The organism is uncultured Psychroserpens sp., assembly GCF_947492715.1.
In the GTDB taxonomy this organism is placed as follows: Bacteria; Bacteroidota; Bacteroidia; order Flavobacteriales; family Flavobacteriaceae; genus Psychroserpens.
In genome coordinates, this window is the sequence record NZ_CANLNS010000009.1 from 100337 (window position 1) to 115109 (window position 14773).

The following is a 14773-nucleotide window of genomic DNA, read 5'->3' on the forward strand; positions in this document are numbered from 1 at the left end:
TGATTACAACTAACTTTACTATATCAAAATCATCGCGTTACCTTTTGTTTGCTCTAGCATGTATGTTGGTTAGCAATTTTGGCTATTCACAGACAACACCAGCAACTCAAGATTCGACAAAAACAGGTTTCTCTCTTGGCGTTTTAAAATTTCCTAATCCACAAAGTATTGTTTCTAAATACACTTATGACCCAATAACAGATAGGTACATTTATACTGAAAAAGTTGGAAGTTTTAATATTAATTATCCAATCATTCTTACACCAGCCGAGTTTCAAAAACTGGTGTTAATGGAACAACAACGGTTATACTATAAACAAAAAATTGACGCTAAGGAAGGAAAGAAAGAAGGAGCCGAAGATCAACAAAAAAACTTAATACCAGAATTATACGTTAACTCAAGTTTCTTTGAATCTATTTTTGGAGGAAATACTATAGAAGTAATTCCACAAGGTTCTGCCGAGGTTGATTTAGGTGTGTTATTTACAAAACAAGATAATCCAACATTCTCACCAAGAAATAGAAGTAATTTTACCTTTGATTTTGATCAACGTATTAGCTTAAGTTTATTAGGAAAAGTAGGTACACGTTTACAAGTAACTGTAAATTACGACACAGAGTCTACTTTTGATTTTCAGCAACTTACTAAGTTAGAATATACACCTACAGAAGACGATATTGTTAGAAAGATAGAAGTTGGTAATGTGAGCATGCCAATTAATAGCTCATTAATTACAGGTGCTCAAAGTTTATTTGGAGTAAAAACCGAATTACAATTTGGAAAAACGAGAGTGACAGCTATTTTTTCTGAACAAAAATCGCAATCGCAATCGGTTGTTGCTCAAGGAGGAGGGACAGTAGAAGAGTTTGAGTTTTTTGCTAGAGATTATGACGAAAACAGGCACTATTTCTTAGCACAATACTTTAGAAATTCTTATGACGATGCTATTCGTCGCTACCCGTTTATCAATAATAATATTCAAATTACCAGAATTGAGGTTTGGGTAACGAATAGAAGTAACCAAACAGAAAACGTAAGAAATATTGTAGCGCTACAAGATATTGGTGAATTTGAAACCATAGGACTTAACGGAGGAGTGCCTCCTGGTGGTTTTTTGAACCCTGGAGGTTCGCAATTTCCAGATAACGGAAACAATGCTTTCGATCCAACTAATATTGGTGGAGCTGGTTCGTTCTTATCGCCAAGTGTTAGAGATATCACTACTGCAGAGCAAGGGATTTTAACACCAGCCAATGAAGGGTTTGATTTTGGTAAATTAGAAAATGCAAGAAAATTAGAGCAAGGGAGAGACTATACACTTAACACACAATTGGGATATATTTCATTAAATCAGAGATTATTAAATGATGAAATTGTAGCAGTAGCATTCCAATATACTATTGGAGGTGAAGTGTTTCAAGTTGGTGAATTTGCCAACGATGGTGTGAATTCTACAGCAACTGCCGACGATCAAGATGGTGATGGCATTCCTAATGTTGCCGATGTTGATCAAGATGGTGATGGTACGGCCGATAATGGTGTAGATACCGATGGCGATGGTATTAACGATGCAACAGATTCTGATGTCGATGGTGATGGGCTTATAGATAATGGACCAGATACCAATGCAGATGGAATTAATGATAGTTTTGTAATTGCGGTTGGATCTACGCAAAGTTTAATTGTTAAAATGCTTAAGAGTCCAATCACAGATGTGAATCAACCTATATGGGATTTAATGATGAAGAACATCTATGATACTGGTGCATTTCAGCTAGATCAAGAAGATTTTAGATTAAATATATTCTATACAGAAGCATCACCACTTAATTATATTGCTCCTGTTGAAGGGACGTCATTCCCTATTTTTGATAACAACACACCATTTGATAATACTGATGATGGTGAAATAATTGACACACCTTTAATTAGATTATTTCATTTAGACCAATTAAATTTCAACAGAGATCCACAAATAAATGGTGATGGATTTTTTGACTTTGTTCCAGGACTTACCGTGTTAACCGAAAACGGCAAAATTATCTTTACCAAAGTAGAGCCTTTTGGTCGCTACCTTTTTGATATTCTTGATGATGATGGTAACCCCAATAACAATGAGGTGGATTATGAACAAGACACGTATGCCAATCTCAATCAAGAAAAGTATGTTTATGATATTCTATATAAACAAACAAAAACAGCGGCTTTAGATGAAGCTGAAAAAAATAAGTTCCAAATTAAAGGTCGTTTTAAATCTTCTGGAGGCGATGGGATTCCTTTAGGTGCTTTCAATGTGCCAAGAGGATCTGTTATTGTTACCGCTGGAGGTAGAACGCTTGTTGAAGGACAAGACTATACTGTAAACTATCAAATAGGTCGTGTTTACATCATTGATGAAGCCTTAAAATCGTCTAATATTCCTATTAATGTTTCCGTAGAAAATAACGCTGTATTTGGACAGCAAACAAGACGTTTTACAGGGGTTAACGTAGAGCATCAATTTAATGAAAATTTTGTGCTAGGTGCAACCTTATTAAACCTTAATGAACGTCCTATCACACAGAAAGCAAATTATAACACAGAGCCAATTAACAACACTATTTTTGGATTCAACGGAAACTACTCTACAGAAGTACCGTTCTTTACAAGATTGGTGAACAAGTTGCCTAATATTGATACAGATGCGCCTTCAAATCTTTCGGTAAGAGGTGAATTTGCCTATTTGGCGCCAGGCGCTCCAAAAGGCACCGATTTTAATAGTGAAGCTACGGCGTATGTAGATGATTTTGAAGGAACACAAGGCGCTATCGATTTATTATCACCACAATCTTGGTTCTTATCTAGTAGACCTCGTACAGTTAACGGTGTGCCAGAAAATGACGCGATAAATAACCCAGGAATTGAAAATGGATATGGAAGAGCATTCTTAAACTGGTATACAATCGACCCAATTTTCTATAGCAACCAAAGACCAGATGATATTAGTGACGATGATGTTTCTGATTTATATACAAGGCGTGTTTTTATAGATGAAGTTTTTCCTGAAATTGATATTGCTCAAGGGCAAAGTACTGTGATTAACACCTTAGATTTGGTGTATTACCCAACAGAAAGAGGGCCATATAATTTTGATCCTGGTGCTGTAAATGACAATTTAGATCCTGCAACTAGTTGGGCAGGGATTACAAGACAGATAACCTCTACAGATTTTGAACAAGCCAACGTTGAGTATATAGAATTTTGGTTACAAGACCCTTTCCTTAATGCACCACCAGCGAGTGGTTTGTCAGGAAAGTTATTTGTCAATCTTGGTAATATTTCAGAAGATATATTAAAAGATGGGAAAAAGCAATATGAAAACGGATTGCCAGAAAATGGAGATATAACACCATTATTACCTCAAACCGCATATGAAAGCGTAGTACCACGAAACCAATCTTTAATTTATACATTTTCTACAGGTGGAGAACAACGTACTAATCAAGATGTAGGTTATGATGGTTATGACGATACAGAAGAAGCATTACAATTTACTAATGGTGCATTGTTTGGACCGGATCCGGCAAAAGATAACTATACATATTATCTAAATACTACAGGAAATATCTTTGAACGTTACAAGCAATATAACGGTCAGCAAGGGAACTCCCCAGATGTGTTTACAGATACAAATAGAGGGTCAACGCCTCAACCAGATGTTGAAGATATCAATAGGGATAATACAATGAATACAATTGATAGTTACTATCAATATGAAATTGAGATTAATCAAAATACACTCGATATTAATAACCCTCAAATAAACGATGTAAAAGATAGAGATGTAACTTTGCCAAACGGACAAACAGCATCAGTGCGATGGTATCAATTTAGAGTTCCAATAGGAGAAAGCCCATTTAGAACGGCTGTAGGAGGTATATCAGATATTAGATCTGTACGTTTTGCGCGTTTGTTTTTAGAAGATTTTACAGAGACTACAGTATTACGTTTTGCAACTTTAGACCTCGTTAGAAGTGATTGGAGACGTTACACATTAACCTTAGATGATGAGCCAAATAATGATAATGACAACACAGAGTTTACTGTTGGTGTTGTTGGGCTTCAAGAGAATGATGGTAATTATGTATTACCTCCAGGTGTTGTTTTAGAACAGTTGAATAACAACAACAACATTATTAGACAAAATGAACAGTCATTACAAGTTGAGGTTTGTGATTTAGAACCAGAAGATTCTAGAGGAGTCTTTAAAAATATAAATGTAGACATGCGCCAGTATAATAAACTGCGAATGTTTATTCATGCTGAAGAAGGAGATACAGGAACACTTAATGATGGCGACCTTGTTGGGTTTATTAGAATGGGTAATGATTTTACCCAGAATTTCTATCAAATAGAAGTTCCTTTACAAGTGTCTTCAGGAATGTCTACTCCAGAAAGTATCTGGCCAGAAGTTAATGAGATTAATGTAGAATTGGATGTTTTAGAACAAATGAAATCTCTCGGGATTGCCAACGGAACATTGGCTAATATCGATCCTACATTCTACGATTTGGTAAATGGAGAACTTACCCAAGTGGCCGAGTTCGACCCATACACTATTGGTCAGCAAAGAGTCGCTATAAAAGGTAATCCTAACTTTGGGGACGTTCGTGTACTTATGGTTGGTGTAAAAAACTCTGGTCAAAGTGGTACAGATGCGTGCGGAGAAATTTGGTTTAATGAATTGCGTTTAGCCGATTTAGATAATGAAGGTGGATGGGCTGCAGTTGGAGCCTTGGATGCTAACTTTGCAGATTTTGCAAATATAAGTGCAACAGGACGAAAAAGTACAATTGGCTTTGGCTCAGTAGAACAAAGACCAAATGAAAGAAGCCGTGAAGATGTTGAGCAGTATGATATTGTTACCAATTTAAACCTTGGACAACTATTACCTAAAAAATGGGGCATTCAGTTGCCATTTAATTATGCGGTTGGAGAACAAATTATAACGCCAGAATATGACGAATTCTATAGAGATATTAAACTGCAAACACAATTAGATAATACAACCAATAGAGATTCAATTTTAAATGTTAATGAGAATTATACCAAGCGAAAAAGTATCAATTTTATTGGTGTTAGAAAAAATAGAACTACAGATAAGAAACCGAGATTTTATGATGTAGAAAACTTAACATTTAATTATTCCTATAACAAAGAAGAGCGACGAGACTTTGAAATTGAAAATTCTCTAAGTCAAAATGTAAGAGCTGGTGTAAATTATAACTACACTTTTGAGCCAAAAAGTATAGAACCTTTTAAAAAGAATGATTCGCTGTTTACAGGAAAATATTGGAAAATATTAAAGGACTTTAATTTTAACCCAATTCCTACCAGTTTTTCTGTCAATACAGATATTATTAGGCAGTTTAATAAGCAGAAATTTAGAGAAGTTGACTTAACTGGAGATAATATTGGTTTACAAGAACTGTTTAGACGAAATTATAATTTCAACACGCAATATGCCATTAATTATAATTTAACAAGAGCCTTGAGTTTAAACTTTACAGCCGCTAATACTAACATTGTAAGAAATTATTTTGTTGGAGGTATTATAAATGGCAGACAAGACCCAAGCCTAGACGTTTGGGATGGCTTCTTTGATCTTGGTGATCCTAATATTCAAAACCAACAATTACAGGTTAATTACGAATTGCCGTTAAATAAGATTCCTACGTTGAGTTTTATCCGCGCTACGTATTCTTATACTGGAGATTTCCAATGGCAAAAAGGATCTGATTTGAATAGTAATTTACCAATTCAAAATGAAGACGGAACATTTACAACCTATAACTTGGGTAATTCAATCCAAAATGCCAACACACATAATATTAACTCAACATTTAATCTAGAGACATTATATAAACATGTTGGGTTAACCAAAAAGAAAACCAGAACATCAAGATCTAGAGCAGCTACTCCAGGAGCCTTAACTAAGGATGGTAATGCTACAACTGCAAATAATGCAACTCAGCAGTCAAAGAAAGGCGCAGGTTCTAAAATATTAGATGGTGCCATTGATTTATTAACTGCAGTAAAACGTGTTCAAATAAATTACACCGAAAACAATGGGTCTTATCTTCCTGGTTATCTCAGAACACCTGGTTTCATAGGAACATTTAAACCTACATTAGGTTATACTTTTGGAAGTCAACGTGATATTAGAGATTTAGCGGCACGTAATGGATGGCTTACAGTATTCCCTGATTTTAATCAACAATATAGTGAAACCAGAAATCGTATTTTAGATATTTCAGCAGATGTAGAATTAATCAAAGACTTAAATATCGACCTTACAGGAGGACGCGTATACTCTGAAAACACAACACAAAATTTCAATACGACAGATACAAATGGTGATGGTTTTAGTAATACCTACAATAGGTTGATTACAAACTCCTTCGGAAACTTTAATATTTCAACAGCTTTAATAAAGACAGCATTTAGTAAAAGTGATGAAAATCAATCTGCCGCTTTTGAAGATTTTAGAAATAATAGATTAACAGTTGCTAGACGATTGGCAAGAAATTTCTACGGCAACAATAACTTCGGTGTTGATGGTGAAGGTTATCCTCTTGGATTCGGAAAAAACAGTCAAGCCGTATTATTGCCTGCATTTTTAGCAGCCTATAAAGGAACAAATCCAGATAAGATTAGTTTATCGGCGTTTAGAGATATACCAATTCCAAATTGGCAATTAAAGTATACAGGTTTCATGAAAATGAAATGGTTTAAAAAGAATTTTAAGCGTTTCTCTATCACTCATGGTTATCGCTCTAGCTATACAATTAATCAGTTTAGAACAAACTTAGATTTAGATCCTACATTGTTACAACCAGGTGTACCTTATGAAAATCAAAACCAGGATGTTTTAGATCAATCAGGTAACTTCAAAAACGGAACAATCTATAGTAATATTAACTTAGAAGAGCAATTTAGCCCATTGTTTAGATTAGATTTTGAAATGAAAAACTCGATTAAAATCTTAGCCGAGATGAAAAAAGATAGAATCTTATCGTTGAGTTTTGATAATAATCTACTTACCGAAATTCAAGGTAATGAATACATTTTAGGATTAGGATATCGTATAAAAGATCTTCGTATACGATCTAAGTTAGCAGGTCCGAGACAAGTGATTAAGAGTGATCTTAATATGAAAGCAGATATTTCAGTAAGAAATAATAAAACGATCATTAGGTATTTGGATATTGAGAATAATCAAATTACTCAAGGTCAAACAATTTGGGGACTTAAGTATACCGCAGATTATGCGTTTACTAAAAACCTCACAGCTATTTTCTACTTCGATTATACATTTTCAGAATATGAAATCTCTACGGCATTTCCACAAACAACCATTAGATCTGGATTTACCTTACGATACAATTTTGGAAATTAAGTAGTAATTAAAGTCTAAAAAAATTACATTTGTAGTCATACATTAATTTCAATTTATAAGATGAATATACCATCAGATTTAAAATACACCAAAGACCACGAGTGGGTTAAAATAGAAGGTGATACAGCTACAGTTGGCATTACAGATTTTGCTCAAGGCGAACTTGGAGATATTGTTTATGTTGAAGTAGAAACAGTTGACGAAACATTAGAGATCGAAGAAATTTTTGGTACTGTTGAAGCTGTTAAAACAGTTTCAGATTTGTTTTTACCATTATCGGGTGAAATTACAGAATTTAACGAAACTCTTGAAGATGAACCTGAAAAAGTGAATTCTGACCCCTATGGAGATGGTTGGATGATAAAAATTAAGTTTTCTGATGCCTCTCAAATAGATAACTTGTTATCAGCCGATGATTACAAAGCTATTGTTGGCGCTTAAAAAATGGGCATTGCCTGTTGTCATTTTATATGCACTGGCATTAACAATAGGTAGTTTAGCAACTATTGGAGATTTCCCAAGTTTAGGCTCTTCTTTTGATGATAAAATTTATCACTTTTTAGCCTATTTTGTATTTGCGTTGCTGGTTTTTAATTATTGCAATACAAAGCAAATGCGTAATGCAATAGTAATATCTGCAATTGTTGTAATCCTTTATGGCATTATTATTGAGGTTTTACAAAACCTAATAACATCTTACAGAACATTGGATGTTTATGACGCACTTGCAAATAGTCTAGGAGTCTTATTTGCAACTGTTGTGTTGAAATTTAGAAATAAACTAAAGTTAAAATGAAATAATAGCTTGCTTTTTTAACAAATAATTGGTTAATTTAGCATTCTTAAAACCTTTTAAGCACATGGAACCTAAAAAGAATATAAAATCAGATGTAAGCAGAAATAGCTCGCTTTATTTTGCAGTAGGTATGGTATTGATGCTAGCTTTAACGTATATGACTATCAATTATAAGTCTTACGAAAAAGAAGCCATCGATATAGGACAACTAGATTTGGATGCTCTTGAAGATGAAGAAATTCCAATTACAAACCAAGAAATTATTCCACCACCTCCACCGCCTCCACCACCAGTGGTACCTGAGGAAATAGAGATTGTGGAAGATGAAAAAGAAATTGAAGAAACCGTAATTGAATCTACAGAAACAGATCAAGAAGAAGAAATTGTTGAAGTTGAAGAAGTAGAAGTAGAAGAGGTTGAAGAAGATATTGAAGTTCCTTTTGCAGTAATTGAAAACGTACCTGTATTTCCAGGTTGCGAAAAAGAAAAAGGTAACAATGCGAAAAAGCAGTGTATGTCTGACAAGATTAGCAAGTTTGTAAATAAGAAATTTAACACAGACTTAGCTAGTGATCTAGGATTATCTGGAAGACAGCGTATCAATGTGATTTTCAAAATAGATAAAACAGGAAACATAATTGGTGTTCAGGCCAGAGCTCCGCATCCAGGTCTTGAAAAAGAGGCTAAGCGTGTCATTGGACTTTTACCTAAAATGAAACCTGGTAAGCAAAGAGGTAAGGCGGTTACAGTACCTTACTCTTTACCAATCCTATTCCAAGTGCAAGACTAGATATTATAAGATATATCATAAAATTTCAAAATCCCATCTAATTAATTAGATGGGATTTTTACTTTGGTATGCTTATTGTGTTTTTATCATAATATTAACATTATAAATTAAGTATTATGAAAGATTTTGACAAATCGCACAACATTGCTGGTCAGAGCAATAAAACAGTGCAAAAACCACACAAGCACGATGCAAATTTACAAAAAAACTCGTCGCTTTATTTTCAAATTGGTTTGATTCTTTGCCTCTTAGGGACCTATGCCATGTTTGAAATGCAATTTGAACACAAGGCTACAACCGATGGAATTGTTTATTTAGAGCCTGATGAGGACATGTATTTTACCACCCAAGTTATTCCAGAACCAGATACGCCAAAACAAGATCCTGCTAAACAGCAGAAAAAGAAAATTATATTAACACAACCGCCAAAAGTTGTAGACCATACTGATTCAACACCAGAAACTCCAGAATTTTTAACAGCTCCAGATCCAACTCCTGGACCAATAGTTGACCCTGATAGCGTTGTTGATCCAGGGGAAGTAGATACTATTCCAGAGGTTTTCACATTGGTAGGTGTGGAAGTTGTACCTATTTACCCAGGTTGCGAAAAAAAGAAAACCAATAAGGAACGCGTAAAATGTATGTCGGATAAGTTAGGACGATTGGTGCAAAAGAAATTCAATACAGATTTGGCTGCAGAACATGGCTTAAGTGGTGTTCAAAAAATTCAAGTACAGTTTAAAATAGGTCCTAATGGAAATATTACCGAAGTACTTACAAGAGCACCTCACCCAAGCTTAGAAAAAGAGGCAGAACGATTAACCAAAAAGATTCCGCAAATGAAACCAGGATTGCAAAGAGATAAGCCTGTTTCAGTAATATACAACCTTCCAATTGTATTTAAGGTAGATAATTAATATCACTTTAGTTGCAAAATAAAAAAGACAGCCTAAAACCATCTAGACTGTCTTTTTTTTATTGCTTGCTTTTTGAAAAAAATAGTATCTTTCGACAACTAATGTGATGCGCTCGCTCTATGAAGAATAGCTTCTTATTCATTGTTTTATTTTCTTTTGGTTTATTAACTGCACAAAATGTATCAACTTTTGAGAAATCACCTATTTATCCAGGCTGCGAATCACAACCCATAGAAGCATTAAAAGCCTGTTTTAATACTAAATTGAATACAGAGATTTACACCTCATTTAAGATGCCCCAAATAGTTTCTGATGACAACTATACAGGTGAGGTTAATGTGCTTTTTGAAGTTGATAAAGAAGGACAGATTACCATACTTTATGTGGATGCCGTTTATAAAGAACTAATGGATGAAACCAAACGCATTTTTGAAGCCTTACCAAAAGTAACACCAGGAACCTATAATGGTAGACCTACGTTTTTTCAATATTCACTCAGTATTAAAATCCCGTTAGAAGACCCTTCAGAAATTAAAACTCAAGAAGAAGACACCTCAAGTCTAGACATTAGAAAGGTAGAAAATCTCAATGCTGATGTGAGTAATGAATTTGATAATGTAAATGACAGCATCGTTAAGTATGAAAAATTAGAATATAGTAGCCAGTTAAATATTCCTTTTACACATAATTATTATGCACGTTTTGATCAACAAATGAACGGATTGGGAACTAATAGTCATACAGCCTCAAAACCTTTTATTTATGAAGATGTGGCCAAATATTATGACTTTAAAGCCGAAAAAGAAGCGCTAGTTAAAGGGAGTGATGCGTGGTGGAGCAGAAAGTTGTGGAATGAGCATTTAGTACAGGTACAAGGTAAGGATTATTGGTTTACAGTTGATCCTGTATTTGATTTGCAACTGGGAAAAGACACTGAAGCCGATTTTAGTACAACCTATAACAATACAAGAGGGATATTTATTCAAGGTGGACTTGGGAAAAAATTTAATTTTTCGGCATCTATTTATGAGAGTCAAGGTCGTTTTGCTCAATATTTTAACGAATATGCAAATGCACTTACAGCGGCTGGTGGAGAACCAATTGTTCCCGGAAGAGGTTTAGCAAAAATATTTAAAGATGATGGTTTTGATTACCCTGTAGCAGAAGCATATTTGTCTTATACACCTGCTAGTTTTATAAATATTCAATTTGGACACGGTAAGAATTTTATTGGAGATGGCTATAGATCACTATTACAAAGTGACGCCACCAGTCCATATCCATTTTTGAAATTAAACACTAAGTTTTGGAAAATAAAATATACCAATACTTGGATGTGGCTTAGAGATGTTAGAGCAGAAGTAAGGGAAGATGGCGCTTTTTTAACAAAATATATGGCCAATCACTATTTAAGTTGGAATGTTTCAAAACGTTTAAATATTGGCTTATTTGAATCTGTACTTTGGAGCAATGACAATAATAGAGGTTTCGATATTAATTATTTAAACCCAGTTATTTTTTATCGAGCAATAGAATTTTCTACTGGTCAAGATGCAGGAAACGCTATATTGGGAGCTTCGGTAAAATATAAATGGAATAATAAAGTAAATCTTTACGGACAATTTATTCTTGATGAGTTTTCAATAAGTGATATTACAGGAGGTGAAAAAAGTTGGAAAAATAAATTTGGCTATCAACTAGGTATTAAATATTTCAATGCCTTCAAGGTTGATAATTTATTACTTCAGTTAGAATACAATAGAGTGAGACCTTATACATATTCTCACAATTCTATTGTATTAAATTATGCCCATAACAATCAACCTATGGCTCATCTTTGGGGAGCAAATTTTAGTGAAGCTATTGCCATTGGACGCTATCATTATAAACGTTGGTTTGCAGATGCTAAATTTATCTTCGGAAAACGTGGTTTTGATTTCAATGATGGCAATGATGATTTCAACTATGGAAGTAATATCTACAGAAGTGAAATTGATAGAAATGCAGATACTGGAATTACTGTAGGACAGGGGAATACTACAACAGTTTTTCAGGCCGATTTAGGCGGAGGGTATGTTGTTAACCCAGTTACGAACCTCAGATTATTTACCAATATTACCTTCAGAAATTATAATCCGGAAGCCAATACCGCTGCAGCATTAAATACAGATACCGTTTGGTTCACTGTTGGGTTAAGAACCGATTTATTTAATTGGTATAATGATTTTTAAGACGTTTAGTTCTTCAGACTTCTGTAAAATGTACGACGTATCGTTTCAGAGTTAATATAACCCGTTCCATAGTTTAAGTCATCATACTTTTTTGTAACACTTGCATTTTTTGCTACTTCGTCCTCAGTTTTACCAGCCTTTATTTCTTTAAGCACAGCTGTTCTTAAATCTTCCAGCATGCTCAAAAACGATTGATACTCGTCTTTAGTTGATAGTGTACCATGACCTGGAATAACTTTGGTGTCGTCGTCAATAAGCTTTAAGCCCAATTTGGCAGCTTCAATATAGCCATTAACACTTCCTCCAGATTTTAAATCGATATAAGGATAGCGTCCTTTAAAATAAGTGTCTCCTGTATGCAGCACATTACTTTTTGTAAAATACAATAAGGCATCACCATCTGTATGCGCATTATCAACGTGAAAAACACCAATTTTTTCACCATTGGCATGAATACTCATCTTGTCATTAAAAGTAATTACGGGCAATGCAGCCTTAGGTTGAGAAGACCCATCGCGCTTTGGGGTTGTCTCTAAACGTTCTCTTACATTATCGTGAGCAATAATTGTAGCACCCAATTTTTGCATATTCTCATTTCCACCTGTATGGTCGCCATGATAATGGGTATTTACTAAAAAGTTAATGGGTTTATCACTAAGTGCTTTAATAGCTGTATGTATTTTTTCGGTGAGAGGTGCAAATTGATCATCAATAACAAACACACCATCATCGCCTAGAGAAATACCAATATTTCCGCCGGCACCTATAAGCATATAAACATGGTCAGAAACCTTTACTGTTTCTATTTTAACATTGTCAAAGCGTTGTGCATAGATGGCATTTCCAAAGAAAAAGGAAGCCAAAAGGATAAGAGTAGAGATACGTTTCATAGTGTAAAGATTTTAATCTAAAGTCTCCTAAAGATACGGAAACTTACAATCATTAAATTCAGATTTAAAACTTAGCGTTATTTTAGTACTGAAAGTATTATACGTCTATGTTGATTTTAATTATGTTTAGAATTGCCCAAAAGCTTTTTTCAGAGTATCTTTGCAAACGCAATAAAAGGACGAGTATTGAGTACTACAAAATCATCTGTTAAACAGGCTTCAATAATTTCAGATTTTAAAGAAATCACTAAGATAAGACTTTCTGTAAGTGTTGTATTTTCTGCACTCGCTGGATATTTACTTGGTGCAATAGAAGTAGACCTTTACACACTGGTATTACTTGCCTTTGGAGGCTATTTTATGGTAGGAGCATCTAATGCCTTTAATCAAATTATTGAAAAAGATTTAGATGCCTTGATGGATCGCACTAAAAACAGACCTATTCCGGCAGGTCGAATGAGTGTACGTTCGGCATTTATTATTGCTAGCTTATTCACGATTCTTGGGATTGTTGTGTTGTATATAATTAATGAAAGAACGGCTATGTATGGAGCTATTTCAATCTTTTTATATACTTGTGTATATACACCATTAAAAACAAGAACGCCCTTAGCCGTATTTGTTGGCGCTATTCCTGGAGCTATTCCATTTATGCTAGGTTGGGTCGCAGCAAGAAATGATTTTGGAATCGAACCGGGAACATTATTTGCGTTGCAGTTTTTTTGGCAATTTCCTCACTTTTGGGCTATTGGCTGGTTTTTATTTGAAGATTATAAGAAAGGTGGATTTTATATGCTACCCACAGGAAAAAGAGATAAAGGTACCGCTGTACAAACTATTATGTATACGATTTGGACCATATTAGTATCTATTGTCCCTGTATTTGGTGTAACTGGAGATTTGAGATTATCAATCGTTGCGGCGATAATTGTTTTTGCTCTTGGGCTATTTATGTTGTACTATGCTTTCGAATTATTTAAAAAACGAACCTCTAAGGCGGCAAGACAACTAATGCTGGCAAGCGTCTCGTATATCACCTTATTGCAAATTGTATATGTTGCAGATAAATTTATAAGATAAAATGGATTTAACAGAAGGAACTATAGAAGAAAAGACTAATAGAGCTAAACGCATGATGCTTTGGTTTGGAATAGGCTCACTAATTATGTCATTTGCTGGTTTAACGAGTGCCGTTTTGGTGAGCAGAAAAAGAGAAGATTGGCTTCATGACTTTACAATGCCAAAATCCTTTTTGATTAGTTGTGCATTAATTGTTATTAGTAGCATAACTTTTATTGCGGCTAAAAAAGCCTTAAAAAACAACAATAGAAGCCTTACAACAATTATGTTGTTACTTACTTTCGGACTTGGAGTTGGATTTATAATAAGTCAGTTTCAAGGCTTCGAAGAAATCGTAAATTCAGGTTATCATTTTACAGGAAAGACGTCTAATGTGACCATGAGTTTTATTTACATCATTGCAGCGGTACATATTTTACATGTTGTTGCTGGATTGATTTCAATAATCGTCGTAATTTATAATCATTTTAAACAAAAATATTCAGCGACACATATGCTAGGTATGGAGCTCTCTGCTACCTTTTGGCATTTTGTAGATATACTGTGGCTATTCTTGTTTTTATTTTTAACATATTTGGTTTAATTTTTTAATCATTTTTATAAGCTTAAACAAGTGATTTTGACTAGTAA

At 34.3% G+C, this 14773-nt stretch carries 9 protein-coding genes; 8 read left to right on the plus strand and 1 reads right to left on the minus strand.

Features of this window, described 5'->3' with window-relative positions:
• The first annotated feature begins 2 nt into the window (after positions 1 to 2).
• The 6 genes from sprA to Q0787_RS18005 all read left to right on the plus strand — a co-directional run bounded on the left by sprA (position 3) and on the right by Q0787_RS18005 (position 12173).
• A complete protein-coding gene (gene sprA / locus Q0787_RS17980; RefSeq protein WP_298904513.1) occupies positions 3 to 7439 on the plus strand; it encodes a cell surface protein SprA in 7437 nt (2478 codons plus the stop codon).
• A 60-nt stretch (positions 7440 to 7499) separates the two neighbouring features.
• On the plus strand, positions 7500 to 7880 hold the full coding sequence (gcvH, locus tag Q0787_RS17985) for a glycine cleavage system protein GcvH (RefSeq protein WP_298904466.1): 381 nt from the start codon (positions 7500 to 7502) through the stop codon (positions 7878 to 7880).
• Entirely contained in the window at positions 7852 to 8235 is a 384-nt protein-coding gene (locus tag Q0787_RS17990; protein WP_298904467.1) for a VanZ family protein, read from the plus strand. The genes gcvH and Q0787_RS17990 overlap by 29 nt, the downstream gene beginning before the upstream one ends.
• A gap of 64 nt (positions 8236 to 8299) precedes the next feature.
• Positions 8300 to 9025 carry an energy transducer TonB gene (locus tag Q0787_RS17995; RefSeq protein WP_298904468.1) on the plus strand — a complete coding sequence of 242 codons (726 nt, stop codon included), beginning with the start codon at positions 8300 to 8302 and terminating at the stop codon, positions 9023 to 9025.
• 116 nt (positions 9026 to 9141) lie between these two features.
• Positions 9142 to 9942, plus strand: a complete 801-nt coding sequence (locus tag Q0787_RS18000) for an energy transducer TonB (RefSeq protein WP_298904469.1) — start codon at positions 9142 to 9144, stop codon at positions 9940 to 9942.
• Positions 9943 to 10061: 119 nt separating this feature from the next.
• On the plus strand, positions 10062 to 12173 hold the full coding sequence (locus tag Q0787_RS18005) for a gliding motility protein RemB (RefSeq protein ID WP_298904470.1): 2112 nt from the start codon (positions 10062 to 10064) through the stop codon (positions 12171 to 12173).
• A 5-nt stretch (positions 12174 to 12178) separates the two neighbouring features.
• Here the strand turns inward: Q0787_RS18005 and Q0787_RS18010 are convergent, their stop codons facing one another.
• Complete coding sequence (locus tag Q0787_RS18010) at positions 12179 to 13063, minus strand: MBL fold metallo-hydrolase (RefSeq protein WP_298904471.1); 885 nt, start codon at positions 13061 to 13063, stop codon at positions 12179 to 12181.
• A gap of 186 nt (positions 13064 to 13249) precedes the next feature.
• Here Q0787_RS18010 and cyoE point away from each other — a divergent pair, with 186 nt between their 5' ends.
• Both cyoE and Q0787_RS18020 read left to right on the plus strand, forming a co-directional pair.
• Entirely contained in the window at positions 13250 to 14143 is an 894-nt protein-coding gene (gene cyoE / locus Q0787_RS18015; RefSeq protein ID WP_298904472.1) for a heme o synthase, read from the plus strand.
• 1 nt (position 14144) lies between these two features.
• A complete protein-coding gene (locus tag Q0787_RS18020; protein WP_298904473.1) occupies positions 14145 to 14726 on the plus strand; it encodes a cytochrome c oxidase subunit 3 in 582 nt (193 codons plus the stop codon).
• Positions 14727 to 14773: the final 47 nt, after the last annotated feature.

Excerpts from the sequence above, each read along its gene's own strand:
- gcvH (WP_298904466.1), top strand. The coding sequence starts at position 7,500 with ATGAATATACCATCAGATTTAAAATACACCAAAGACCACGAGTGGGTT.
- Q0787_RS17990 (WP_298904467.1), top strand. The coding sequence starts at position 7,852 with ATGATTACAAAGCTATTGTTGGCGCTTAAAAAATGGGCATTGCCTGTT.
- Q0787_RS17995 (WP_298904468.1), top strand. The coding sequence starts at position 8,300 with ATGGAACCTAAAAAGAATATAAAATCAGATGTAAGCAGAAATAGCTCG.
- Q0787_RS18000 (WP_298904469.1), top strand. The coding sequence starts at position 9,142 with ATGAAAGATTTTGACAAATCGCACAACATTGCTGGTCAGAGCAATAAA.
- Q0787_RS18005 (WP_298904470.1), top strand. The coding sequence starts at position 10,062 with ATGAAGAATAGCTTCTTATTCATTGTTTTATTTTCTTTTGGTTTATTA.
- Q0787_RS18010 (WP_298904471.1), bottom strand. The coding sequence starts at position 13,063 with ATGAAACGTATCTCTACTCTTATCCTTTTGGCTTCCTTTTTCTTTGGA.
- Q0787_RS18020 (WP_298904473.1), top strand. The coding sequence starts at position 14,145 with ATGGATTTAACAGAAGGAACTATAGAAGAAAAGACTAATAGAGCTAAA.